Origin of the sequence: Planococcus maitriensis (assembly GCF_003289925.1) — a bacterium.
GTDB lineage: Bacteria > Bacillota > Bacilli > Bacillales_A > Planococcaceae > Planococcus > Planococcus maitriensis.
Genome location: NZ_QLZQ01000002.1, coordinates 176662 through 198764, shown reverse-complemented (window position 1 = coordinate 198764; position 22103 = coordinate 176662). Strand labels below are relative to the sequence as shown.

26 protein-coding genes and 1 riboswitch are annotated in these 22103 nt (G+C 50.9%); of the genes, 23 read left to right on the top strand and 3 right to left on the bottom strand.

Annotation, left to right across the window (positions count from 1 at the left end; all coding sequences use genetic code 11):
- Positions 1-81 precede the first annotated feature (81 nt).
- From DP119_RS07340 to DP119_RS07285, 12 genes are all read left to right on the top strand, one after another.
- Complete coding sequence (locus DP119_RS07340; RefSeq protein ID WP_112232315.1) at positions 82-564, top strand: DUF456 domain-containing protein; 483 nt, start codon at positions 82-84, stop codon at positions 562-564.
- A gap of 117 nt (positions 565-681) precedes the next feature.
- Positions 682-1290: a superoxide dismutase SodA gene (sodA, locus tag DP119_RS07335; RefSeq protein ID WP_112232313.1), complete on the top strand. Its 609-nt coding sequence runs from the start codon at positions 682-684 to the stop codon at positions 1288-1290.
- A 113-nt stretch (positions 1291-1403) separates the two neighbouring features.
- Positions 1404-3572 carry a peptidoglycan D,D-transpeptidase FtsI family protein gene (locus DP119_RS07330; protein ID WP_112232311.1) on the top strand — a complete coding sequence of 723 codons (2169 nt, stop codon included), beginning with the start codon at positions 1404-1406 and terminating at the stop codon, positions 3570-3572.
- A gap of 193 nt (positions 3573-3765) precedes the next feature.
- Positions 3766-4734 (top strand): PstS family phosphate ABC transporter substrate-binding protein, encoded by a 969-nt coding sequence (locus tag DP119_RS07325; RefSeq protein WP_112232310.1) that lies wholly within the window; start codon positions 3766-3768, stop codon positions 4732-4734.
- Positions 4735-4804: 70 nt separating this feature from the next.
- Positions 4805-5731 (top strand): phosphate ABC transporter permease subunit PstC, encoded by a 927-nt coding sequence (gene pstC / locus DP119_RS07320; RefSeq protein WP_112232309.1) that lies wholly within the window; start codon positions 4805-4807, stop codon positions 5729-5731.
- A gap of 1 nt (position 5732) precedes the next feature.
- A complete protein-coding gene (gene pstA / locus DP119_RS07315) occupies positions 5733-6611 on the top strand; it encodes a phosphate ABC transporter permease PstA (RefSeq protein ID WP_112232308.1) in 879 nt (292 codons plus the stop codon).
- A 26-nt stretch (positions 6612-6637) separates the two neighbouring features.
- On the top strand, positions 6638-7465 hold the full coding sequence (pstB, locus tag DP119_RS07310; RefSeq protein ID WP_112232307.1) for a phosphate ABC transporter ATP-binding protein PstB: 828 nt from the start codon (positions 6638-6640) through the stop codon (positions 7463-7465).
- Positions 7466-7536: 71 nt separating this feature from the next.
- Positions 7537-8196, top strand: a complete 660-nt coding sequence (gene phoU / locus DP119_RS07305; RefSeq protein ID WP_112232306.1) for a phosphate signaling complex protein PhoU — start codon at positions 7537-7539, stop codon at positions 8194-8196.
- Positions 8197-8354: 158 nt separating this feature from the next.
- Complete coding sequence (gene rpmG, locus DP119_RS07300; RefSeq protein ID WP_082799233.1) at positions 8355-8504, top strand: 50S ribosomal protein L33; 150 nt, start codon at positions 8355-8357, stop codon at positions 8502-8504.
- 115 nt (positions 8505-8619) lie between these two features.
- Positions 8620-9195, top strand: a complete 576-nt coding sequence (locus DP119_RS07295) for a 5-formyltetrahydrofolate cyclo-ligase (RefSeq protein WP_112232304.1) — start codon at positions 8620-8622, stop codon at positions 9193-9195.
- Positions 9192-9398, top strand: a complete 207-nt coding sequence (locus DP119_RS07290; protein ID WP_112232302.1) for a YqgQ family protein — start codon at positions 9192-9194, stop codon at positions 9396-9398. The genes DP119_RS07295 and DP119_RS07290 overlap by 4 nt, the downstream gene beginning before the upstream one ends.
- A gap of 155 nt (positions 9399-9553) precedes the next feature.
- Entirely contained in the window at positions 9554-11452 is a 1899-nt protein-coding gene (locus tag DP119_RS07285; protein ID WP_112232300.1) for an LTA synthase family protein, read from the top strand.
- Positions 11453-11552: 100 nt separating this feature from the next.
- Here the strand turns inward: DP119_RS07285 and DP119_RS07280 are convergent, their stop codons facing one another.
- The gene (locus tag DP119_RS07280; RefSeq protein WP_068869055.1) at positions 11553-11735 is read right to left on the bottom strand and encodes a DUF2759 domain-containing protein; all 183 of its coding nucleotides are present in this window, start codon (positions 11733-11735) and stop codon (positions 11553-11555) included.
- 152 nt (positions 11736-11887) lie between these two features.
- Between DP119_RS07280 and DP119_RS07275 the strand changes: the two genes are divergently transcribed.
- The gene (locus DP119_RS07275) at positions 11888-12526 is read left to right on the top strand and encodes an MBL fold metallo-hydrolase (RefSeq protein WP_112232298.1); all 639 of its coding nucleotides are present in this window, start codon (positions 11888-11890) and stop codon (positions 12524-12526) included.
- A 56-nt stretch (positions 12527-12582) separates the two neighbouring features.
- Here DP119_RS07275 and DP119_RS07270 read toward each other — a convergent pair whose 3' ends face one another.
- On the bottom strand, positions 12583-12825 hold the full coding sequence (locus DP119_RS07270) for a DUF2626 domain-containing protein (RefSeq protein ID WP_112232296.1): 243 nt from the start codon (positions 12823-12825) through the stop codon (positions 12583-12585).
- Between the two features lie 286 nt (positions 12826-13111).
- On the opposite strand from DP119_RS07270, the gene comGA reads away from it, so the two are divergent.
- From comGA to gcvPB, 10 genes are all read left to right on the top strand, one after another.
- Positions 13112-14137, top strand: a complete 1026-nt coding sequence (gene comGA / locus DP119_RS07265; protein ID WP_112232294.1) for a competence type IV pilus ATPase ComGA — start codon at positions 13112-13114, stop codon at positions 14135-14137.
- Complete coding sequence (comGB, locus tag DP119_RS07260) at positions 14109-15152, top strand: competence type IV pilus assembly protein ComGB (RefSeq protein ID WP_112232292.1); 1044 nt, start codon at positions 14109-14111, stop codon at positions 15150-15152. Before comGA ends, comGB begins: the two co-directional genes overlap by 29 nt.
- A gap of 11 nt (positions 15153-15163) precedes the next feature.
- A complete protein-coding gene (comGC, locus tag DP119_RS07255) occupies positions 15164-15481 on the top strand; it encodes a competence type IV pilus major pilin ComGC (protein ID WP_112232290.1) in 318 nt (105 codons plus the stop codon).
- Positions 15466-15909 carry a competence type IV pilus minor pilin ComGD gene (gene comGD, locus DP119_RS07250; RefSeq protein ID WP_276308710.1) on the top strand — a complete coding sequence of 148 codons (444 nt, stop codon included), beginning with the start codon at positions 15466-15468 and terminating at the stop codon, positions 15907-15909. Before comGC ends, comGD begins: the two co-directional genes overlap by 16 nt.
- Before the next feature lie 13 nt (positions 15910-15922).
- Positions 15923-16195: a hypothetical protein gene (locus DP119_RS07245; RefSeq protein ID WP_240616393.1), complete on the top strand. Its 273-nt coding sequence runs from the start codon at positions 15923-15925 to the stop codon at positions 16193-16195.
- Positions 16183-16623: a ComGF family competence protein gene (locus tag DP119_RS07240; protein ID WP_112232288.1), complete on the top strand. Its 441-nt coding sequence runs from the start codon at positions 16183-16185 to the stop codon at positions 16621-16623. Before DP119_RS07245 ends, DP119_RS07240 begins: the two co-directional genes overlap by 13 nt.
- Positions 16624-16823: 200 nt before the next feature.
- The gene (locus DP119_RS07230) at positions 16824-17336 is read left to right on the top strand and encodes a shikimate kinase (protein WP_112232284.1); all 513 of its coding nucleotides are present in this window, start codon (positions 16824-16826) and stop codon (positions 17334-17336) included.
- Between the two features lie 143 nt (positions 17337-17479).
- Positions 17480-17570, top strand: a riboswitch (glycine riboswitch).
- 148 nt (positions 17571-17718) lie between these two features.
- The gene (gene gcvT, locus DP119_RS07225) at positions 17719-18819 is read left to right on the top strand and encodes a glycine cleavage system aminomethyltransferase GcvT (protein ID WP_112232282.1); all 1101 of its coding nucleotides are present in this window, start codon (positions 17719-17721) and stop codon (positions 18817-18819) included.
- 27 nt (positions 18820-18846) lie between these two features.
- Positions 18847-20214, top strand: a complete 1368-nt coding sequence (gene gcvPA / locus DP119_RS07220) for an aminomethyl-transferring glycine dehydrogenase subunit GcvPA (RefSeq protein ID WP_112232281.1) — start codon at positions 18847-18849, stop codon at positions 20212-20214.
- Positions 20207-21679, top strand: coding sequence for an aminomethyl-transferring glycine dehydrogenase subunit GcvPB (gene gcvPB / locus DP119_RS07215; RefSeq protein ID WP_112232279.1), 1473 nt, complete (start codon positions 20207-20209; stop codon positions 21677-21679). The genes gcvPA and gcvPB overlap by 8 nt, the downstream gene beginning before the upstream one ends.
- A gap of 41 nt (positions 21680-21720) precedes the next feature.
- On the opposite strand, the gene DP119_RS07210 is transcribed toward gcvPB, so the two are convergent.
- The gene (locus DP119_RS07210; protein ID WP_068869066.1) at positions 21721-22101 is read right to left on the bottom strand and encodes a rhodanese-like domain-containing protein; all 381 of its coding nucleotides are present in this window, start codon (positions 22099-22101) and stop codon (positions 21721-21723) included.
- Positions 22102-22103: the final 2 nt, after the last annotated feature.

The window sequence follows — 22103 nt, the reverse complement described above, 5'->3', positions numbered from 1 at the left end:
ACTCCCTTTCATCCTTTACATTTCCTGAAATGTAGGGCACGATGAAAGGGAGTTTTTATATCGAAAAAAGGAGGGGCCGCGATGCTCGAAATTGTTGGCTGGGTTTTTGTGCTTGTGCTTTTCGCAATCGGTTTCATCGGGCTGGTGTACCCGGTCATCCCCGCTTCGCTGTTCATTTTTGGGGGATTCATCATTTATGGCCTGTTTTTCAGCTTCGATGATTTGCCGTGGTGGTTCTGGCTCATCGAAATCCTGTTCGTCCTGTTATTGTTCGGTGCAGACTTTCTGGCCAATGCGGTCGGCGTGAAGAAATTCGGCGGTTCAAAAGCAGGTTTGGTAGGCAGCACGGTCGGATTGATCTTCGGCCCGTTCGTCATCCCGTTTGCCGGAATCCTCATCGGCCCGTTCCTCGGCGCCATCATTGCAGAGATGCTCGTCAATAAATCATCGATCAAAAAATCGATCCGTTCCGGAATCGGCTCGGTGGTCGGCTTTATCACTTCTGCACTCACGAAAGGCATCATCCAGGCCGTGATGGTCGGCTTGTTCTTCTGGGTGATTTGACCGCCGTCTCCGACTAAGGTCTGAAAAGCACATGCCGATATGCTTTATATTTGTGTCGGTCAGAAAATTTTGATACGCTTAGAAAGTAGAACAATAGACTCAAGGAGGAATTTAATCATGGCATACGAACTACCGGAACTACCTTACGCGTACGATGCGCTAGAACCGCACATCGACAAAGAAACTATGAACATCCACCACACGAAACACCACAACACGTACGTAACAAACGTAAATGCGGCCTTGGAAGGTCATGACGATCTTTCTTCAAAATCAATCGAAGAATTGATTTCTGACTTGAACGCAGTGCCGGAAGACATCCGCACAGCTGTCCGCAACAACGGCGGCGGCCATGCGAACCACTCGCTATTCTGGCAGCTCCTTTCCCCGAACGGCGGAGGACAGCCGACTGGCGCAGTAGCTGATGCGATCAACAGCAAATTCGGAAGCTTTGACGAGTTCAAAGAGAAATTCGAAGCTGCAGGCAAAACACGTTTCGGTTCTGGCTGGGCTTGGCTAGTCGTCTCCAACGGCGAGCTTGAAGTCACGTCAACGCCAAACCAGGATTCACCACTTTCCGAAGGCAAGACGCCGATTCTTGGAGTGGACGTTTGGGAGCATGCATACTACTTGAAATACCAGAACCGCCGCCCGGATTACTTGGCAGCATTCTGGAATGTCGTCAACTGGGACGAAGTGTCCAAGCGCTACGAAGCTGCTAAATAATTGTTAAATATTGAAACCCAGGCACACACTTTTTCGTCTGAAAAAGTGTGTGTTTTTTTATGTCCGGTGCTATACTAGCAAATGGATATTTTTTTGAAAGGAGCTACGCGCTCATGAAAACCCCTCAAAAAAGGCGTGTTTCGCTGGCGAAGTCCAAACTCCAGTCCAATACGACCTTCCGGATGAACATCCTCTTTTTTGCTATTTTTCTGCTGTTTTCCATGCTCATCCTGCGCCTAGGGTATTTACAGATCGTCAAGGGGGAAGATTATGCCCGGGCGATTGCCCGCACCGAGGAAGTGGCAGTGAACACCAGCGTCCCGCGCGGGCGGATTTTTGATTCTGCCGGGCGGCTGCAAGTCGATAATGAGCCTGTAAACAGCATCACCTATACGAAGATGCAGACGACCAAGAGCAGCGAGATGCTCGAGGTGGCCAAAGAGCTCGCCAAGCTGATCGAAAAAGATACCGATAAAGTGACCTTGCGCGATAAGCAGGACTTTTACATACAATTGAACACGGAAAGCGCCACTGAAAAAGTGACAGCTGAAGAACGGGCTGCGATTGAAGCCGAAGACTTGACCCAAAAGGAAAAGCAACAGAAGCTGGATGCCCTGGTCCGCGAGAAAATCACGGATGAAGAACTCGACAGCCTGACGGACGAACAATTGGAAGTTCTCGCGATCTATCGGGAAATGACTTCGGGCTATGCCCTTTCTCCCCAGATCATCAAAGGCGAGGGTGTAACGCCAGAAGAATTCGCCAAGGTGTCAGAGCGCCTGACGGACCCGAAATTGGAAGGGGTCAATACGGTCACAGACTGGAAGCGTGTGAAAATGACCGACTTGACGATTCTCGGCAGTACGACGACACCTGACCAAGGAATCCCGGCCAACCGTCTTGATTATTATTTAAGCCGCGATTATTCCCGCAATGACCGCGTCGGCACGAGTTTCTTGGAACAGCAATATGAAGATGTGCTGCAAGGGCAGAAATCGATCGTCAAAAACGTGACGGACGGTCGCGGCCGCGTCATCGAGACAGTGCCTGTTGACGAAGGCGAGCCTGGGAAGGACTTGATCCTCTCAATCGACAGCGAACTTCAATACGAGCTGGAAAAAATCGTCGAAGAGAAGTTGCTCGCGCTGAAAGCGGGGCCCAACTCACAGCTTGTCAAAGACGCATACTTGGTCATGATGAACCCGCGCACCGGGGATGTCTTGTCGATGGTCGGCAAACGCGTCGGTGAAGATGAAAACGGCAAGCGTGTCGTCAGTGACTATGCGTTTGGCACATTTACGGCCGCCCATGAAATGGGTTCTACCGTCAAAGGCGCGACATTGCTCACAGGCTATGAACAAGACGCCGTGGAAATCGGTGAAGTGCAAATCGATGAACCGCTGAAGTTCGCCGGCACGAGCCAGAAAAACTCGATTTTCAATACAACGCCTTTCAACCGCATCCCGATGAACGATTTGATGGCGATTGAACGTTCTTCCAACGTCTATATGTTCAAAATCGCTTTGGATATTGCCGACAGGCAGTATCAATACAACCGCCCGTTGAGCGTCGCCCCTGAAAGTTTCGCGTTGATGCGCAATTCATTCGCGCAGTTCGGGCTCGGTGTCGAGACCGGTATCGATTTGCCGAACGAAGGCACCGGCTATCTTGGCGGCACCTACCCGGGGACGAAATTATTGGACCTCGCCATCGGGCAATACGATACGTATACAACGATGCAATTGGCGCAATATATCTCCACTATCGCCAACGACGGCTACCGCATGCAGCCGCATGTCGTCAAGGAAATCCGCAAGGCATCTCCTGACGGCGAGACCCTAGGCCCTATTGAGACAGTCATCGAACCGAAAATCATGAACCGCATCAATAACACGCAAGAAGAGATCGACCGTGTCAAAGAAGGCATGCGCAATGTGTATATCGGCAGCTCCGGCTCGGCACGCGCCCAGTTCAGCGATACGCCGTATACCGCAGCCGGCAAGACCGGTACTGCGGAAGCCTTTTATTTTGAACGCGGCCATGAACTGCACGGTACCGTGAATGTCAACATCGCACATGTCGGTTTCGCCCCATACGAAAATCCGGAGATCGCGTATGCCGTCGTTATCCCATACGTGACGACCAACCCGCGTGAAGTGCCGAGAACGAATAATGAAATCGCCCGCGCTGCAGCGGACAAATATTTCGAATTGAAAGCACAGCGCAGCGAAGATGAAGCGAATGAAATCAAGCCGCCCATAAGCGGCACGCGAATTGAATAAAGAAGCTTTTTCTTCCTACATGGAACAAACCGCCCAACCAAAGTCCTGAACCGGACGCTGGTTGGGCGGTTTTTATTTTTTTCAATGAGGCTTTCGTCATTTACAATTTCTTAACAATGGCTTCATATGCCCTCAACAATGCGGGCGTATAGTTGGTCTTGTAAACAACAAACCATTTAGGGGGAAAACACAAATGAGAAACTGGAAGTTCGCTATGGCATCAACAATTCTTGGGTCGGCACTAGTACTGGGGGCATGCGGCAGCACGGAAGAAGCTGCAACAGGTTCCGAAACGGAAGAAACGACGGCTGATACCGCTTCAGATGAAGCAGTGGTAGAAGGCTCGGTAGCCGGCGACGGATCATCGACAGTCGCGCCGATCATGGAAGGCATTGTCGAGGAATACGCAGCGGCACAGCCTGGCGTGCAAGTGACAGTCGGCGTTTCGGGCACTGGCGGCGGATTCGAGAAATTCATCCAAGGCGAAACAGCTTTCTCCAACGCTTCCCGCCCAATTAAAGAAGAAGAAGCTGCGAGCCTGGAAGAAGCGGGCATCGACTATACGGAATTCCTGCTTGCATATGACGGGCTGTCCGTAGTGGTCAGCCAGGACAATGACTGGGTTGAGGATTTGACGGTCGAAGACTTGAAGAAACTTTGGGTAGAAGACGGCACGACGAAGAAATGGTCAGACATCAATCCGGACTGGCCTGATGAAGAAGTGGTATTCTACGCACCGGGAACGGATTCCGGAACGTTCGATTACTTCAACGAAGTCATACTTGAAGAAGAGGACTTGGTCAAATCAGCGACTTTGTCTGAAGACGATAACACACTCGTGCAAGGCATCCAGGCAGACCCGAACGCTATCGGATTCTTCGGTTATGCATACTATGTAGCGAACCAGGATACTTTGAAAGTCGTGACGATCGATGGCGTCGAACCGACGAATGAAACGATCGAATCCGGTGAGTACGCACCGCTATCCCGCCCGCTCTTCACTTACGCCAACAATGCGAAATTGGCAGAAGACCCAGCGGCATATGATTTCATGCAATACACGCTTGAAAACGCCGGAGCCATGGCTGATGCAGTCGGCTATGTCGCGCTTCCTCAGGAAGAATACGACAAAGGCTTGGCGGATCTTGAAGCTCTAAAATAATCTGGTTGCAAGTTCAGGCTTAGGGTGAGCAGCTGCTGCTCGCCTTTTGCGGTTGAAAGGGGATTCCAATATGCGAACATCGGTTCAAGATATGATCGCACAGTCAAAAGGCAAGAAAAACAAGAAGTTCATTGAAAAGCTCATACCGGTCATTTTGTTTCTGATCGCTTCCGTCTCGGTCCTGACCACGATCGGCATCGTCATGACCTTGATCATCGAGACGATTACGTTCTTCACGAGAGTGCCGATCACGGATTTCCTTTTGGGGACGACGTGGCTGCCATTCTCGAACAAAGAAGCCCAATTCGGGATCTGGCCGCTGATTGTCGGGACATTGAAAGTCACCGCGATTGCGATCTTGGTCGCTGTGCCGATCGGATTGTCGGCAGCCATCTATTTGAGTGAATACGCAACGGACAATGTCCGGCGCGTCATCAAACCGGTCCTTGAAGTCCTGGCAGGCGTGCCGACGATCGTTTATGGCTTTTTCGCATTGACTTTCGTGACGCCTGTATTGCAAAGCTTGTTCCCGGAAATCAAGATTTTCAACGCGATTTCACCAGGAATCGTGGTCGGGATCATGATCATCCCGATGATTGCCTCGCTTTCTGAAGACGCCATGTCTTCTGTTCCGAAAAGCATTCGCGACGGCGCGCTTGCCATGGGCTCGACGAAATTTGAAGTGGCGATGAAAATCACCGTGCCGGCAGCATTGTCGGGAATCATTGCATCGGTCGTATTGGGGATTTCCAGAGCGATCGGTGAAACGATGATCGTCTCGCTCGCAGCGGGCTCGACGCCGAAATTCGACGGTGACTTTGCCGGTTCGATCCAGACGATGACCGCCTATATCGTGCAAGTATCCAAAGGCGATGCGGGTTATGGGACGACGATCTATTATTCCATCTATGCGGTCGGGTTTACATTATTCCTCTTCACGATGGCGATGAATATCCTGGCTGGGTATATGTCAAAACGTTTCCGGGAGGAATATTAATATGAGATACATCGAACAAGAAACAGTCGTCCGCCGCATGAACGGGCGCATGATCATCAACCGCTTGTTCCAAGGCTTGTTCCTTTTCGCGACTTTGCTCGCTTTGCTTGCTTTGGTCATCTTGCTGTACCGGATCGTCACGCAAGGGGCGGGGCATCTATCGCTCGACTTTTTATCCAATTTCGCATCGCGGTTCCCTGAAAAAGCGGGGATCAAGGCGGCATTGGTCGGCTCGATTTGGTTGATGGCCGTCGTCGCGCCGACTTCGATCATCCTTGGGGTCGGGTCCGCGATTTATCTGGAGGAATACGCCAAAAAAGGACGCATCACGACTTTTATCCAAATGAACATTTCCAATTTGGCGGGGGTTCCGTCAGTCGTTTTCGGCCTGCTCGGGCTGACGATCTTCGTACGGGCGCTGGCGCTCGGCAACAGCATTCTTGCCGCTGGCTTCACGATGAGCCTGCTCATCCTGCCGGTCATCATCGTAGCGGCGCAAGAAGCGATCCGTTCGGTGCCGGGGGAGCTGCGCGATGCATCCTACGGCATGGGCGCAACCAAATGGCAGACGATTGTGCGCATCATCTTGCCGGCAGCGATTCCCGGTATCCTGACAGGCAGCATCTTGGCCTTGTCCCGGGCAATCGGTGAGACGGCGCCGCTCATCGTCATCGGCGTGCCGGTCATCATCCAGTTCCTGCCGGCGGGTGTCATGGATACATTCACTGCCTTGCCAATGCAGATCTATGATTGGTCAAGCCGGCCGCAGGCTGAATTCCAGACAGTGGCGGCAGCGGGAATCATTGTCTTGATGGCCGTGTTATTGTTCATGAATTCGATTGCGGTCATCATCCGGAATAAATTCGATAAATCCTATTAAAGTGTCATGCGGAAGGGGAGTTCATTATGAACACAGCAACAATCAAAACGAATATCAATACAGCACAGCCGGCAGCGGAAACAGCGCAACAGGTCGAAAAAGACAGCGTCTACAGCACGCGGCAGCTGAATTTATGGTATGGCAATAACCATGCCTTGAAAAATGTCGACCTTGAAATCGGGGAAAATGAAGTGACGGCGATCATCGGGCCATCAGGATGCGGGAAATCGACTTATTTAAAGACCTTGAACCGCATGGTGGAATTGGTGCCTTCTGTGAAGACTTCCGGTGAAATCCAATACCGCGGCCGCAATATCTTCGATTCGGATTACAGTGTAGAGGAATTGCGTACGCGCGTCGGCATGGTCTTCCAAAAGCCGAATCCCTTCCCGAAATCGATTTACGACAATATCGCCTACGGGCCGCGTATCCACGGCATCAAGAACCGCAAGATCCTTGATGAAATCGTCGAAAAAAGCTTGCGCGGTGCAGCCATCTGGGACGAGGTGAAAGACCGTTTGAATGAGAATGCATACGGCATCTCAGGCGGCCAACAGCAGCGCATCTGCATCGCCAGGGCGCTGGCGATCGAACCGGATGTCATCTTGATGGATGAACCGACCTCGGCGCTCGACCCGATTTCGACATTGAAAGTCGAAGAGCTGGTCCAAGAGCTGAAAGAGCAGTACAGCATCATCATCGTGACGCATAACATGCAGCAGGCTGCGCGGATTTCCGATAAAACCGCCTTCTTCCTCAATGGGGAAGTCATCGAATATGACAGTACGGATGCCATCTTCTCGAATCCTGCAGATAAACGGACAGAGGACTATATTTCCGGGCGGTTCGGGTGAGCTTGCGTATCGGCCAGTGGAGATGATTTTCCTGCTGGCCGCCAGAAAAGGATGAATGGGAGGAACGGAACATGGCAGTACGCGAAAAATTTGAATATGAACTGCATTCAGCACAGGAACAATTGATTACACTCAGCACGATGGCCATCGATGCGCTCGATAAATCGATGAAGGCGCTCATCGCCCATGACATCGACAAGGCGCTTCAAGTGATCGACGATGACGCCGATATCAACCGCCTCGAAGAAGAGCTCAACGACCAGGTGATCCTCTTGATCGCCAAGCAATCACCGGTCGCGACCGATCTGCGGCGCTTGATCGTCACGATCAAAGTGGCCTCGGACATGGAGCGTGTCGGGGATTACGCCGTCAATATCGCAAAAGAAACGATCCGCATCGGGCAACAGGACCTGCTTGAGCCGATCGTCAAGATCCAGCGCATGCACGAACTCGCCACTTCCATGCTGCGCCAGGGCATTGATGCCTTGATCGAGGAAGATGTAGAAAAAGCCAAGGAAATCGCCGACCTCGATGACGAAGTCGACGATTTGTACGGGGAAGCGATCCGGCTGTTGTTCCAGCACAGCGCACAAGAGCCGGAACAGCTCAGCCAAGTGACACAGCTGGCTTTTGTCTGCCGCTATATGGAGCGTTCTGCAGATTATGCGACCAATATCGCAGAGCAATTGTTCTACCTTGTCCGCGGCCGCCATTACGATCTGAACAAATGACAAAAACCACAGCGCCGGCTGTGGTTTTTTATTTGAGGAAATCAATGGGAAGCGGCATTTTTCAGTAGACAATCACTGAAGGTATGCTATAATAATTAAGTCGTATAGATCACGCTTATGAATGAAATGGATTTTTGAAAGAATTGGGAGGGATATCGATGCGTGTAAACATTACACTAGCTTGCACAGACTGTGGCGAAAGAAACTACAGCACTGTTAAAAATAAGCGCAACAACCCTGAGCGTCTTGAATTGAAAAAATATTGCTCACGTGAAAAGAAAATGACAACACACCGTGAAACGAAGTAAGTAATTGACTGCCAAAACCTCCCGGGGTTTTGGCTTTTTCTTTTATTCTGTGCAGAATAGCATGGATCATATACATAGAAATGCCCGACATATCAGAAGAAAGGACGTTTGCGTAATGGAGAAAGCAGTGTTGAGGAAATCGGTCATTGGCCAAATGAATGAACTCACGAAACCGCAGCATGCCCAAATGTCATCTGCGATTTTGGAGAAACTCCTGGAAGATCCAGATTTCCAGCAAGCCGATACCATCGGGGTGACCATATCGCGATGGCCGGAAGTCGATACGCTTCCGCTGATCGAGGCGTGCTGGAATTTGGGGAAGAAAGTCGCCGCGCCGAAATGTTTCGCTAAAGACCGGACGATGGACTTCCGCTTGTTCGACAGCCTTGACCAATTGGAAGTCGTGTATATGGACCTGCAGGAACCTGTCGAAGCTTTGACGCAAGCGATCGGCCCCGAAGATATCGGCTTGTTGATCGTGCCAGGCGTCGTCTTCACAAAAAGCGGCTACCGCATCGGCTTCGGCGGGGGGTATTATGACCGCTATTTAAGCGGGTTTAACGGCAATACCCGTTCGCTGGCATTCGATCTCCAGCTGGCTGGCGAATTGCCTATCGAAAGCCATGACATCCCGGTCGACGGCATCATCACGGAAACGGCAGCGATCGATTCGAAGGCGGTGAGAACATGAAAGACCTTTACGATGTGATGCAATTGCTGAAAAGGTATGGAACGATCATCTACACGGCGGATTTCATCTCAGATCTCGATTTGATGGAATCCGATATCCGGGATCTGTATGACCATGAGTTCATCACGCCGCGCGAATATGCGTCCGCCTTGATGATTTTGCGCCAGAAGCGCACGGAATATGAGAAAAAAGGGAAATCATGAAACCGAAAGCGCTTTAACGCGTCTATTAAGGGTAATTGCTTTCGCTTGAAGGTGATTTGTTCTATACTATAAGGTATTGAATTTCCATTTTACTTGAAACTGAAAATCGTAAGAACCGGGCAAACGCTCCGGAAAGACGAGGAGGATGTGCGGCAATGAAAAACAAAGAATGGCCTAAGCATTCAGTCCTGGCCATCGCAGTCATCACGACATGGCTGACGACATATGCCGTCTATAAAACGGCCTTTTCCATCACAATCGACAATGCATTGCAGGAATTCATCCTGTTCTTGAACCCCTTAAGTTTACTGTTATTCGCCTATGGAGGCGCGCTCTTCTTCAAGAGCAAGAAAGCAAAGAACCGCTATATCATAGCCATCGCCGCCGTGACATCGATCATCCTATACGGCAATGTGGCGTTCTACCGCTTCTTTACGGATTTCATCACACTGCCCGTATTGTTCCAGACGGATAATTTCGGCGACCTTGGATCCAGTGCTGCCGCGAGCATCTACTGGACCGATATCTTCTATTTCGCCGATATCATCATCATCCTCTTGGCGATGCGTTTCGTGAATGAAAAGGAATCTGCACCCAAATCGGCAACGACACACCGCAAAGCGTATTTTGTCCTTTCGGCAGCAGTGCTGTTCTTCAATCTCGGGCTTGCGGAAGCAGAACGCCCGCAGCTGTTGACGAGAAGCTTTGACCGTGAAATGCTTGTCAAGAATCTGGGCATGTACAATTACCATCTGTACGATGTCTATATCCAATCGAAATCACAAGCCCAGCGAGCGCTCGCGGACGGCTCCGAATTGACGGAAGTGACCAACTATGTCCGTTCGAACCAGGCAGAACCGTCAGGGGAAATGTTCGGCGCAGCGGAAGGGCGCAATCTGATCGTCGTGACGCTTGAATCATTGCAGACCTTCGTCTTGAACAATGAAATGAACGGCCAGACCATTACCCCTTTCATGAACGAATTGACACAAGACGAAGATACGATCTACTTCCCGAACTTTTACCATCAGACCGGGCTCGGCAAGACTTCCGACTCTGAGTTCCTGCTTGAGACCGGCATGTACCCGCTGAGCGGAGGAGCTGTATTCTTTACGCACAGCGGCAACACCTTCAATTCCATGGCGGAGAAGATGGGCAATGAAGGCTATTCGACCAATGTCCAGCACGCCAATACGAAAAGCTTCTGGAACCGCGATATGATGTATGAATCGCTCGGCATCGACGAATTCTACGATATCCAGAGCTTCACGGTGGAAGAAGGGCAAGCCGTCAACTGGGGCATGAAGGACATCCCGTTCTTCGAGCAATCGGTCGGCCATATGTCTGAGATGCAGCAGCCGTTCTACTCGCGCTTGTTGTCACTCACCAACCACCACCCGTTCACCCTGGATGAAGAAGACAAGCTGATCGATGAATTCGATTCCAATTCAGGCACATTGAACCGTTATTTCCAGACAGCGCGTTATTTGGATGAAGCGGTCAAATCCCTGTTCGAAGACTTGAAAGAGCAAGGATTGTACGAAAACTCCATCATCGTCATGTACGGGGACCATTACGGAATTTCCGACAACCACAACGAAGCGATGGCTCAGTATCTAGGCAAGGAAATCACGCCATATGAATCGGCGCAATTGCAGAAAGTGCCGTTTTTCGTCCATATCCCGGGATATGAAAAGGGCTATGTAGATGAAGAGATTGGCGGCCAAGTCGATATGCGTTCAACCATCCTTCATTTGATGGGCATGGAAACCGAAAAGGACATTCAATTCGGGGGCGATTTGTTCTCTGAGGAACATGAGGAATTTGTCATTTTCCGTGACGGGCGCTTTGTTACCGATGAGTATGTCTACGCAGCGAATGTCTGCCATGATATCGAAACGGGGGAACCGGTGGAAGACCAAAGCGTATGCGACCCATATGCTGAACGTGCCCTCGAGGAGCTCCAGTATTCCGAATCGATCATCAACGGCGACTTGCTGCGGTTCTACGAAGAAGAAAATGGTCAATTGAAAACATTGGGCGAACAACAATAACCGTAAGTCCAAAAGGGCTGCCAAACCGATAAGGTCATGGCAGCCCTTTTCTTCATGGCAATAAAAAAACCGGCGCAATGGATGCGCCGGTTTTTCTTTCTTAATGAAGGCCAGGTGGGTAACCGTGTGTAATGAGAGTTGCAACGGTGAAACCGCCGAAAATAACAAAGGTCCCAAAATTAAATAAGAATCCTAAAACTTCTTTGTTTTTTAGCGTTTGAACTGTACCGATTGCAGCAAGAACTGCTGTGAGGCCGAAAATTACCATCAAAATCCAACTCATCTTATGACACTCCCTTCAACTTTAACAGCCAGTGCCGTCTTCTACTCTTTATATTGTAAAGAAATCCGTCAAGTTTGTCGAGCCGTAAAAATGTCATTCTATTGAACAAGCAGGGAATCTGTTCATGATATACTGCTAATGAGGTGAAAGAAATGTTGAAAATTGACCGGCTGGAACTAGGACCAGTGCAAACGAATTGCTATATCGTATCAAATGAAGCCAAGCAATGCGTCATCTTTGATCCCGGAGAGGAAGCGGGGAAAATCCAGGAAGTCTTGAAAAGCAAGCATTTGGCGCCGCTTGCGATTCTTCTGACACATGCCCACTTCGACCATATCGGGGCAGTCGACGAATTGAGGGAACTCTATAAAATCCCTGTCTATCTCCATTACAAAGAACGCGATTTCCTTGGCCTCCCGAATTTGAACGGCTCAGGCAAATATGCGGCATTGCCGGATTACCGTGTAGCGGAGGCGGACGAATTGATCACCGATGAACAATCGCTTGAAATCGGCCCGTTCAACATGGAATTGTTCCATACGCCAGGGCATTCGCCAGGCAGCGTGAGCTTTTATTTTCCGCAAGACCGTTTCGCGATTGTCGGGGACACGTTGTTTTCAGGGAGCATCGGGCGCACCGATTTGGCGGAAGGCTCGGAACAGGTGCTGTTGAAATCGATCCGTGAATCGCTATTGACCTTGCCGGAAGAAACCTTCCTATTCCCGGGGCACGGACCGGAAACGACTCCCAAACAGGAAAAGCAGCATAACCCTTTCTTGCGGATGACATAGCAGGACATAAAAAAACGGCCTATTTGGCCGTTTTTTGCGTTCATGTTCAATTGCTATTAATGATCTGCTCCTGGGATGTGGATGAACGTAGAGTAGTAAGTGAAGCCAACGAAAAAGACTGTCAGGTAGGCTCCGAAAATATACATGTACATGCGTTCAGAAATGTTCAAGTATCCAAGAAGAACGAAGAAGCCGGTATTGGCAACCATCAACAATGATACTTCTACCATGTCGCCGACGTAAAATAAAATTGCAAAGATCCCAGTCCACCATCCCATTAATTTAAACATATTATCCATGGGTAATCCCTCCTTTGCCACAATACAATAATCTCCTATTCATTATATAGGAAGACGAGTCAATGTGTAAACAAGGACTTCGGGCTAGTTTGTGACAAAGCGGTGTAGGCTTATCCATAAAGCGTTCCCAGGCTCATGGCGCGTGGGCTGAAAACCTGGATTCCCGGCGTTAAAGGCATTCAAATAATTATTTTGGTATTTTCGATATTCAAGGACTGTCCATGTGCTTATACTAATGGGGAGCGGAGAGGCAGCCTTCGCTCGGAGACCCGGACAGGAGGTGAATATGCAAGAGATCATTGAACGGCGATGCTTCGACCTGCTGCATGCCGCCGTAGAAGAAAAAACCACCGACATCCACATCAGGCCAGAACCCCGCGATTACAGCATTACCTACCGGACATATAACCAATTCAAGCCGGTGGCGAAAATCCCCTTCGATTTAGGCGATCGCATGATCGCTTACTTCAAATACCTCTCCCTTTTGGACATGAGCGAAAAACGAAAACCCCAAACCGGATCATTCCATCTCCAGATGAATGGCCATACCCACCATTTCCGCATTTCGACATTGCCATCCGTGATGACGAAAGAGAGCATCGTCATCCGCGTCATTCCCGACAGCACCGCCCTATTCCTCGACGAATTGGCGGCATTCCGCGACTCGGCCAGGCTGCTCGAGAAACTTGCCGGCGAACGGCAAGGGCTAATGCTTTTGACAGGACCGACCGGCTGCGGTAAATCGACCACTCTGTATTCTCTTTTGCGCCATTGTTCCGAACGTCTCCATCGCAATGTCATCACTCTTGAAGATCCGGTCGAGCGGCAAAATCCTGCCTTTCTTCAAATTCAAGTGAATGAAAAGTCGGGAATGAATTATGCGACCGGCTTGAAAGCCATCTTACGGCATGATCCCGATATCATCATGATCGGCGAAATCCGTGATGCCGAAACGGCTGAAATTGCTGTCCGGGCCGCTTTGACTGGCCACTTGGTGTTTTCGACGATCCATGCCCGGCATTCGGTGGGCTGCCTTCACAGGCTCCATGACCTAGGCATTCCTTACGAAGACATGCTGCAGACGCTCATCGGCATCGCAGCCCAGAAAATTGTGCCGATGTACGAAGATTTGGACCAGCTCGAGACGAAGCATCGGGCATTATATGAAATTCTGTGCGATGCAAGTTTGGCGGACGCCATCCGTTCAGCGAAACAGCAGCAGGATTATGAGCTGCCGGAGCATTTATCATTTGGCGGGCAGATCCGGGAAGGGGTGAGGATCGGTGCGCTTCATTCCGGTTTCGAGTTCTAGGCGCTTGCCGTTCCGGGAACGCGCCCAATTCCTGTCGAGGCTATCGGTTTTGATGTCTGAAGGCTATTTGTTTCCTGTCGCCATGACGCTTCTCTTGCCCATGCACACAGGACGTGTGGAAGAGGCGCTGTCCGGCATGGACAGCATCTTGAAAGGCGGCGGCAATGCTGCCGAAGTGCTGAAATTTCTCGGGTTCCGGGAGCGTGTCCTGTTCCCGGTGGAGATTGCCGAGTTCCATGGCCGGCTCGGTGAAGCGATTCATGGCATCGCCGCAGGCTACAAGCGGACTGAAGAAGTGCAGAAGAAACTGCGCAATATCCTCGTCTATCCTGTTTCGCTGTTGATCCTTACCGCTGCTTTGTTCCTGTTTTTCAGGACCAATTATGTGCCCAATCTGACGGCCTTGATCTCTTCACTGCAGCACGGCGATGAAGGCCCAGGGGTTCCCGTCTATTTACTGCGCATCCCGGACATGGCGATTGCCTTGTTCACGGCTGCTGCATTGCTAGTTGTTGGCTTCCGTGAATATCTGAGGCGGCAGCCTGCCGGGCGACAGATTGCGCTATTGATCAAGCTGCCGGTCATCGGGCCTGCTATGCGGCTCTATTGGTCGCAGCTTGCTTCCCGGGAACTCGGCACGCTTTTGCACAGCGGCATCTCCCTGCAGGAGGCGCTGTTGCTGCTGCGCAGGCAGAGGCACCACACCATCATCAGCCGGATCGCTGAGTCGCTGCACGATGAGGTCAAGACCGGCCTTGCGTTGTCTTTTGCTGTAGAGCGCCATGCTTTTGCAGCGAACGATATGGCGGCATTCATCCGCCACGGGGAAGCGACCGGCATGCTCGGGAAGGAATTGATGCTCTATAGCGAAGTGTTGCTCGACCGAATCGAACTGCAAGCCCAGCGTTCATTGAAGATCATCCAACCCAGTTTCTTTGTGTTGATTGCAGTTTGTATCGTCGCCGCGTATTTGGCGATTCTCTTGCCGATGTACAATCTCGTCCATACGATATAAGGAGGAATAAGATGAAACGATTAAAAAACCAACGGGGCTTTACGCTCATCGAAATGCTGATCGTCATGTTGATCATCACGGTATTGATCGCCATCGCCATCCCGAATGTCTCGAAACAGACATCGGCTGTCGATGAAAAGGGTTGCAAGGCATTCGTCCAGATGGTCCAGGGACAAGTGGAATCCTACCGAATGGATAAAAAAGCGGTGCCGGTGATGGCTGACTTGGTTTCTGAAGGCTATTTGAAAACAGGCGAAACAAACTGCCCGAACGGGGAAGTGATCAATATTTCGGTTGACGGCGTGGTGAGCTCATCAAAAGCCTCCTAAAAAGTAATTCAGGCTTTACGCTCATTGAAATGCTGATTGTGTTGATGGCGGTTGGAATCAGCGCATCGCTTGTTGTGGCTTCTGTAGCACCACTCGAAAAAAAGCGGGAAGAAGACCGTTTCTTCGCATTGCTGGAGCAAGACATCCATTATGCCCAAAGCCAGAGTTATTTGCTCGGCACATCGGTGGTCTTGTTTTTCTGGGACCACAAGCCAGGTTATGAAGTGGTGTATGGCTTGACCCGCCCGGGGTATTCCAGGGCGATGCCCGAGTCGATCACCTTAAACAAATCAAGCAATCTGAGTGAAATATACTTCACGCCGAGTGGGTCGATCCATCAGCCTGGCACTCTGAGCTTTTCAACCAGCAGCGGGGAAAGGACGGTGACGGTCCACCTTGGAAAAGGGCGCGTCGTGGTTTCGAAATGACAGGGGCATCTCCATGGCGGAAACGATGCTCAGCCTGTTCATGGTCTTTCTGATATTCGGTTCGCTATTGCCGCTAGTCCATGACATGCAAGTGAGGCTGGAGCTGAAGAAAGAGCGGCTTGCAGCTTATGAAACTTTACACGAGGCGGCAAAAGCCGTCATCTCATCAGGCAGCACGCATGGCGAGCGCTCCGTGAACGGCACCTTGTATTCCTGGCAAGCTGAAGGGCATTGTGTCGAATACGAGAATTTCAAAGGGGAGCGGGAGCGCCTATGCATCGAGTGAACATCCGGTCGTCAAACGGGTTCGCGTTTCTCGACAGCCTGCTGGAATTATTGGCATTGTCTGTCATGCTGCCGCTTGCTGCGATGTTCTATTTATTCAGCACGCAATTTCTGGTGGAGCTGGATTCCAGCGCCACGGAGTTCCGGCTGTTCACGCTGGAGCTGCAGCCGTATCTGGAAGGCAGCGATCGAGTTTATCTCACGCTCAAAGGAAAGGGAGTGCGCATCGTCAAAGGCAAAACCGTCTACGATATTGAATTGAACGGCACAGTGATACGCAAGCGAAAAGCCGGTCTGGGCCATGAAATCATGTTGACCGATGTGAAGGGCGGGCATTTTGAAGTCGAAGGAGATCGTTTGAAAATCCAGCTGGAGTTCCAAAGCGGCGCAAAAGAGGAGGCCGATTATGCGCTCTCGCTTCCTGACTAGCCAATCCGGCGCAGTCTATCCCTTGTCTCTCGCATTTTTTCTGACCGCATTGACCCTGCTTTCCCACATGGCGCTGCTTTACGCGATTGAATACCAGACTTATGATAGTTTGGAAAATGTCCATAGAAATGCTACTATACAACTACTGATGGAAATTGGGCAAAATAAAATCCCTGAGTAGGGTAGTACGGGTGGGTACAATGAACAGAATATATTTAATCGGTTTTATGGGCTGCGGAAAAAGCGCGGTCGGCAGGAGGCTAAGCTTTTTATTGAAAATGCCTTATTATGATATGGACAAAGAAATTGTCCGTCAGATGGGCATGGCGATCCCCGAGATTTTCGAGCGCTTCGGCGAAGATTATTTCAGGAATCTCGAAACGGAATTTTTGCAAAATTTGCAACAGGATCATTGCATCATCTCTACGGGCGGCGGGGTCACTATGCGCAAAGTGAACCAGCGCATCATGCGCCAGACGGGGCTTGTGTTGTTCCTGGATGCGCCATTCAAGGAAATCTGGCGGCGCATCCACAAAGATCCGAACCGCCCGATCGTGCGGCGATCAACGCGCGAAGAAATCGAAGCGCTCCATAAATCGCGCTACCGTGATTATAAAAGGACAGCGCATATCACCATCCGGACCGAGCACCGCACGCTAAGGCAGATCACGCAATATGCGGCATTCCAAGTTAAACGCTTGAAAAACGAATGATTTATTATTTTTATTGACAATCGTTCGTCATTAGAGCTACAAGGCAAAAAAGATTGCGCTTTCGCCGATTCAATGTTAGGATGTAGTCGAAGTTATACTATTCTGTATAACGGGATGGACCAATTCATCATTGATTTGGGCGGATGATTGTACGGGGAGAGAACGCATTGGGCGTCGCCGAAGGAGCAAATGATCAGTCATGAATCTCTCAGGCAAAAAGACTCGTACAGGACGCATCTCTGGAGAATGCTGACGATGTGCAGCTACCGATGAGGAAAGCCGTTACGGTAAACTTTCAGGTGCCAGGACAGAGAATTCCCTTTTAGAGTGAAGGGGATTTTCTGTCCTTTTTTGTGTGCCTTGAAAACAGGAGGGGAAAAGATTGGGACAATTGAAGCGAACACCTTTGTTTGAATCGTACGCCCGCTACGGCGGGAAAACGATCGATTTCGGCGGATGGGAATTGCCTGTGCAATTTTCTTCCATCAAAGACGAGCATGAAGCAGTCCGCACAAAAGCGGGATTGTTTGATGTCTCCCATATGGGCGAGATCTTCGTCTCAGGACCGGACAGCCTGCCTTATTTGCAGAAATTGCTGACCAATGATGTATCGAAGCTTCAGGACGGGCAGGCGCAATATACAGCCTTGTGCTATGAAGATGGTGGCACCATCGACGATCTGCTTGTCTACAAACTCGGCGATGACCGCTATCTGCTAGTGGTCAATGCATCGAATATCGACAAGGATTTCGATTGGTTGCAGAAGCATCAGGAAGGCGTAATCGACCTTGATAACGCCTCTGACCGTTTTGGCTTGCTGGCGCTTCAAGGGCCGTTGGCAGAAAAAGTATTGTCTGAGCTGACGGAAGAGGACTTATCGGCAATCCGCCCGTTCCGCTTCAAGGACAATGTGGAAGTTGCCGGACAGCAAGTACTGGTTTCCCGCACCGGCTACACAGGGGAAGATGGATTTGAAATCTACGGAAGCCCCGAAGCGGTCACGGTTCTATGGGACCGGATCCTTGAGGCCGGCGAATCCGAAGGCGTCGTGCCGGCAGGCTTGGGCGCCCGCGACACGCTGCGTTTTGAAGCAGGTCTCGCTTTATACGGGCAAGAACTATCGAAAGACATCACACCGCTTGAAGCCGGAATCGGCTTTGCGGTCAAACTGAAAAAAGACGCCGACTTTATCGGGAAACAGGCTTTAGCGGAACAAAAAGAGGCTGGGGTACCGCGCAAATCGGTCGGCATCGAAATGATCGACAAGGGCATCCCGCGCCACGGCTATGCAGTCTACAAGGGCGACGAGAAAATCGGCGAAGTCACGACCGGTACGCAGTCGCCGACATTGAAAAAGAATATCGGGCTGGCCTTGCTGGATTCCAACCATGATGAGCTTGGCACGGAAGTGGATATCGAAATCCGAAATAAGCGCCTCAAAGCAAAAATTGTCGCAGCGCCATTTTACAAACGCTCTAACTAATCCGAATAAAGAAGGGGACTGCACACGATGAAACATCGCTATTTACCAATGACTTCCCAAGATGAAAAAGACATGCTCGAGACGATCGGCGTCCAATCGATCGACGAATTGTTTTCGGATATTCCTGAAAAAGTACGCTTTAAAGGCGAATACAACATCAAGCCTGCCAAATCCGAATCGGCATTGACGAAGGAATTGGCACAGCTTGCCGGCAAGAATGCGGATTCAGTCCGTTATGCGTCTTTCCTCGGCGCAGGTGTTTATGACCATTACAAACCGATCATTGTCGATCACGTCATCTCGCGTTCGGAATTCTATACTGCCTATACGCCTTACCAGCCTGAAATCTCCCAAGGTGAACTGCAGGCGATTTTCGAATTCCAGACGATGATCGCAGAAATCACCGGCATGGATATCGCGAACTCTTCAATGTACGACGGCGGCACGGCACTCGCAGAAGCGGGCATGCTCGCAGCCGGCCAAACACGCCGCAAGAAAATCCTCGTTTCCCGTGCCGTCCATCCCGAGTCAAGAGACGTAGTCCGCACATATGCGCTCGGCCAATCGATCGACGTTGTGGAAATCCCGTTGAAAGACGGGCGTACGGATATTGGCGCCTTGAAGGAAATGGTCGATGAAAACACGGCAACCGTCATGATCCAATACCCGAACTTTTTCGGTCAAGTGGAGGATTTGAAAGAAATCGAACCGATCGTCCACGGAGCGGGTGCTCTTTTCACCGTCTCTTCCAATCCGCTGGCACTTGGTGCGCTAACGCCACCGGGCAAATTCGGGGCGGATATCACAGTGGGCGATGCACAGCCGTTCGGCATTCCTGAAGCATTCGGCGGCCCCCATTGCGGCTATTTCGCCGTGACACAGAAATTGATGCGCAAAGTGCCGGGGCGCCTTGTCGGCGAGACGACGGACGATGAAGGCAGACGCGGGTTCGTCCTGACCTTGCAAGCGCGCGAGCAGCATATCCGCCGCGATAAAGCCACTTCGAATATTTGTTCGAACCAGGCCTTGAACGCCCTTGCGGCTTCTGTCGCCATGACGGCACTCGGCAAGGAAGGCACGAAGGAAATTGCGGTGCAGAACATCGCCAAGACACATTACATGAAGCAACAGCTGAAGAAATCCGGGTTTGAAATCGCATTCGACGGCGCACATTTCAACGAAATTGCCGTCAAGGTCGATTCATCGGTCAAGGAATTGAATGCGGCTTTATTCGAAAAAGGCATGATCGGCGGCTATGACCTCGGCTTGAGCTATGACGAGTTGCAAGGGCATATGCTGATTGCGGTCACTGAACAGCGTTCTAAAGAAGAAATCGACGCGTTTGTACAGGAAATCGATGCATTCGTGCGAGAAACGGAGGCTTCCCATGCATAAAGACAACCAGCCACTCATTTTTGAAATGACCAAACAAGGCCGCGTCGGCTACAGCCTTCCGGAACTTGATGTGCCGGAAGTGGATTTGAATGAACTGCTCGGCCAAGAACTTGTCCGTGAAGAATTTGCGGAATTGCCGGAAGTCTCGGAGCTCGATATCATGCGCCATTACACAGCGCTATCGAAACGCAATCACGGTGTCGATTCTGGATTCTATCCGCTGGGCTCGTGCACGATGAAATACAACCCGAAAATCAACGAATCCGTCGCGCGCTTCTCAGGCTTCGCGAACATCCACCCGCTTCAGGAGGAATCGACTGTACAAGGCGCGATGGAATTGATGTACGACCTACAGGAACATTTGAAGGAAATCACCGGCATGGACGAAGTGACGCTTCAGCCGGCTGCTGGGGCACACGGTGAGTGGACGGGCCTCATGATGATCCGTGCCTTCCACGAAGCGAACGGGGATTTCAACCGGACGAAAGTCATCGTGCCGGATTCTGCCCACGGAACGAACCCGGCTTCTGCGACAGTCGCCGGTTTCGAGACGGTGACGGTGAAATCGAACGAGCACGGCCTAGTCGATTTAGAAGACTTGAAGCGCGTAGTCGGCGACGACACTGCGGCACTCATGCTGACAAACCCGAACACGCTCGGCCTTTTTGAAGAAGATATCCTTGAAATGGCATCGATCATCCACAAAGTCGGCGGCAAGCTGTACTACGACGGCGCGAACCTGAATGCCGTCATGTCCAAAGCGCGCCCTGGCGATATGGGCTTTGATGTGGTCCATTTGAACTTGCATAAAACATTCACCGGCCCCCACGGCGGTGGCGGGCCAGGGTCTGGACCTGTCGGCGTCAATGCGGACCTGATCCCGTATTTGCCGAAACCGATCCTCATCAAGACAGATGAAGGCTTTACATTCGATTACGACCGCCCTGAGTCTATCGGGCGCGTCAAGCCTTTCTACGGTAACTTCGGCATCAACGTCCGTGCCTATACCTATATCCGCACGATGGGGCCGGATGGCTTGAAGAAAGTGACTGAATACGCCGTATTGAATGCCAACTATATGATGCGCCGCCTTGCGCCTCATTTCGACTTGCCGTACGACCGCCATTGCAAGCATGAATTCGTGCTGAGCGGCCGCCGCCAGAAGAAACTCGGCGTCAGAACGCTCGATATGGCGAAGCGCCTGCTCGACTTCGGTTACCATCCGCCGACGATTTACTTCCCGCTCAATGTGGAAGAAGGCATGATGATCGAGCCGACCGAGACCGAATCGAAAGAAACACTCGATAACTTTATCGATGCGATGATCCAGATCGCGCGTGAAGTGGAAGAAAATCCGGAGATCGTCCAAAATGCGCCGCATACGACGGTCATCAACCGGCTGGATGAAACGAAAGCGGCCCGCAAGCCGGTTCTCCGCTACCAGAAAACGACAGGCAGCGAATAATAGAAAAAAACCCCGGAAGCGAATGCTTCCGGGGTTTTTGATTATTTGGATTTGATTTTGCCTGTCCATTTCTTGAAGCCGCCCTGCAATTGGAACAATTGGTCATAGCCCTTTTTCTTCAGGAACAATGCGACACGGCCGCTTCTGGCGCCGTTCTGGTCGTATAAATAGACCGGTTTGTCCGCACGGATTTCCTTATAGCGCTGGCGCAATTGCGATTGCGGGATATTGCGCGCCCCGAGAATATGGCCGGCTGCAAAATCTTTTGGTTCCCGGACATCGATGAGCTGCGCTTTCCGGTAGCCTTGGATGAATTCTTCCTGGTTCAGGTCGGTGACCGCTTTGCGGATGCGCAGGAAGGAGACGACCGCAAAAATGAGGATGGCAATGACGACACCCAATGTGATATACAATAATTCCACTG

Bases quoted from the DNA above. Each gene is read 5' to 3' on its own strand.
- DP119_RS07340 (WP_112232315.1), top strand. From the start codon at position 82: ATGCTCGAAATTGTTGGCTGGGTTTTTGTGCTTGTGCTTTTCGCAATC.
- sodA (WP_112232313.1), top strand. From the start codon at position 682: ATGGCATACGAACTACCGGAACTACCTTACGCGTACGATGCGCTAGAA.
- DP119_RS07330 (WP_112232311.1), top strand. From the start codon at position 1,404: ATGAAAACCCCTCAAAAAAGGCGTGTTTCGCTGGCGAAGTCCAAACTC.
- DP119_RS07325 (WP_112232310.1), top strand. From the start codon at position 3,766: ATGAGAAACTGGAAGTTCGCTATGGCATCAACAATTCTTGGGTCGGCA.
- pstC (WP_112232309.1), top strand. From the start codon at position 4,805: ATGCGAACATCGGTTCAAGATATGATCGCACAGTCAAAAGGCAAGAAA.
- pstA (WP_112232308.1), top strand. From the start codon at position 5,733: ATGAGATACATCGAACAAGAAACAGTCGTCCGCCGCATGAACGGGCGC.
- pstB (WP_112232307.1), top strand. From the start codon at position 6,638: ATGAACACAGCAACAATCAAAACGAATATCAATACAGCACAGCCGGCA.
- phoU (WP_112232306.1), top strand. From the start codon at position 7,537: ATGGCAGTACGCGAAAAATTTGAATATGAACTGCATTCAGCACAGGAA.
- rpmG (WP_082799233.1), top strand. From the start codon at position 8,355: ATGCGTGTAAACATTACACTAGCTTGCACAGACTGTGGCGAAAGAAAC.
- DP119_RS07295 (WP_112232304.1), top strand. From the start codon at position 8,620: ATGGAGAAAGCAGTGTTGAGGAAATCGGTCATTGGCCAAATGAATGAA.
- DP119_RS07290 (WP_112232302.1), top strand. From the start codon at position 9,192: ATGAAAGACCTTTACGATGTGATGCAATTGCTGAAAAGGTATGGAACG.
- DP119_RS07285 (WP_112232300.1), top strand. From the start codon at position 9,554: ATGAAAAACAAAGAATGGCCTAAGCATTCAGTCCTGGCCATCGCAGTC.
- DP119_RS07280 (WP_068869055.1), bottom strand. From the start codon at position 11,735: ATGAGTTGGATTTTGATGGTAATTTTCGGCCTCACAGCAGTTCTTGCT.
- DP119_RS07275 (WP_112232298.1), top strand. From the start codon at position 11,888: ATGTTGAAAATTGACCGGCTGGAACTAGGACCAGTGCAAACGAATTGC.
- DP119_RS07270 (WP_112232296.1), bottom strand. From the start codon at position 12,825: ATGGATAATATGTTTAAATTAATGGGATGGTGGACTGGGATCTTTGCA.
- comGA (WP_112232294.1), top strand. From the start codon at position 13,112: ATGCAAGAGATCATTGAACGGCGATGCTTCGACCTGCTGCATGCCGCC.
- comGC (WP_112232290.1), top strand. From the start codon at position 15,164: ATGAAACGATTAAAAAACCAACGGGGCTTTACGCTCATCGAAATGCTG.
- DP119_RS07245 (WP_240616393.1), top strand. From the start codon at position 15,923: ATGGCGGAAACGATGCTCAGCCTGTTCATGGTCTTTCTGATATTCGGT.
- DP119_RS07240 (WP_112232288.1), top strand. From the start codon at position 16,183: ATGCATCGAGTGAACATCCGGTCGTCAAACGGGTTCGCGTTTCTCGAC.
- DP119_RS07230 (WP_112232284.1), top strand. From the start codon at position 16,824: ATGAACAGAATATATTTAATCGGTTTTATGGGCTGCGGAAAAAGCGCG.
- gcvPA (WP_112232281.1), top strand. From the start codon at position 18,847: ATGAAACATCGCTATTTACCAATGACTTCCCAAGATGAAAAAGACATG.
- gcvPB (WP_112232279.1), top strand. From the start codon at position 20,207: ATGCATAAAGACAACCAGCCACTCATTTTTGAAATGACCAAACAAGGC.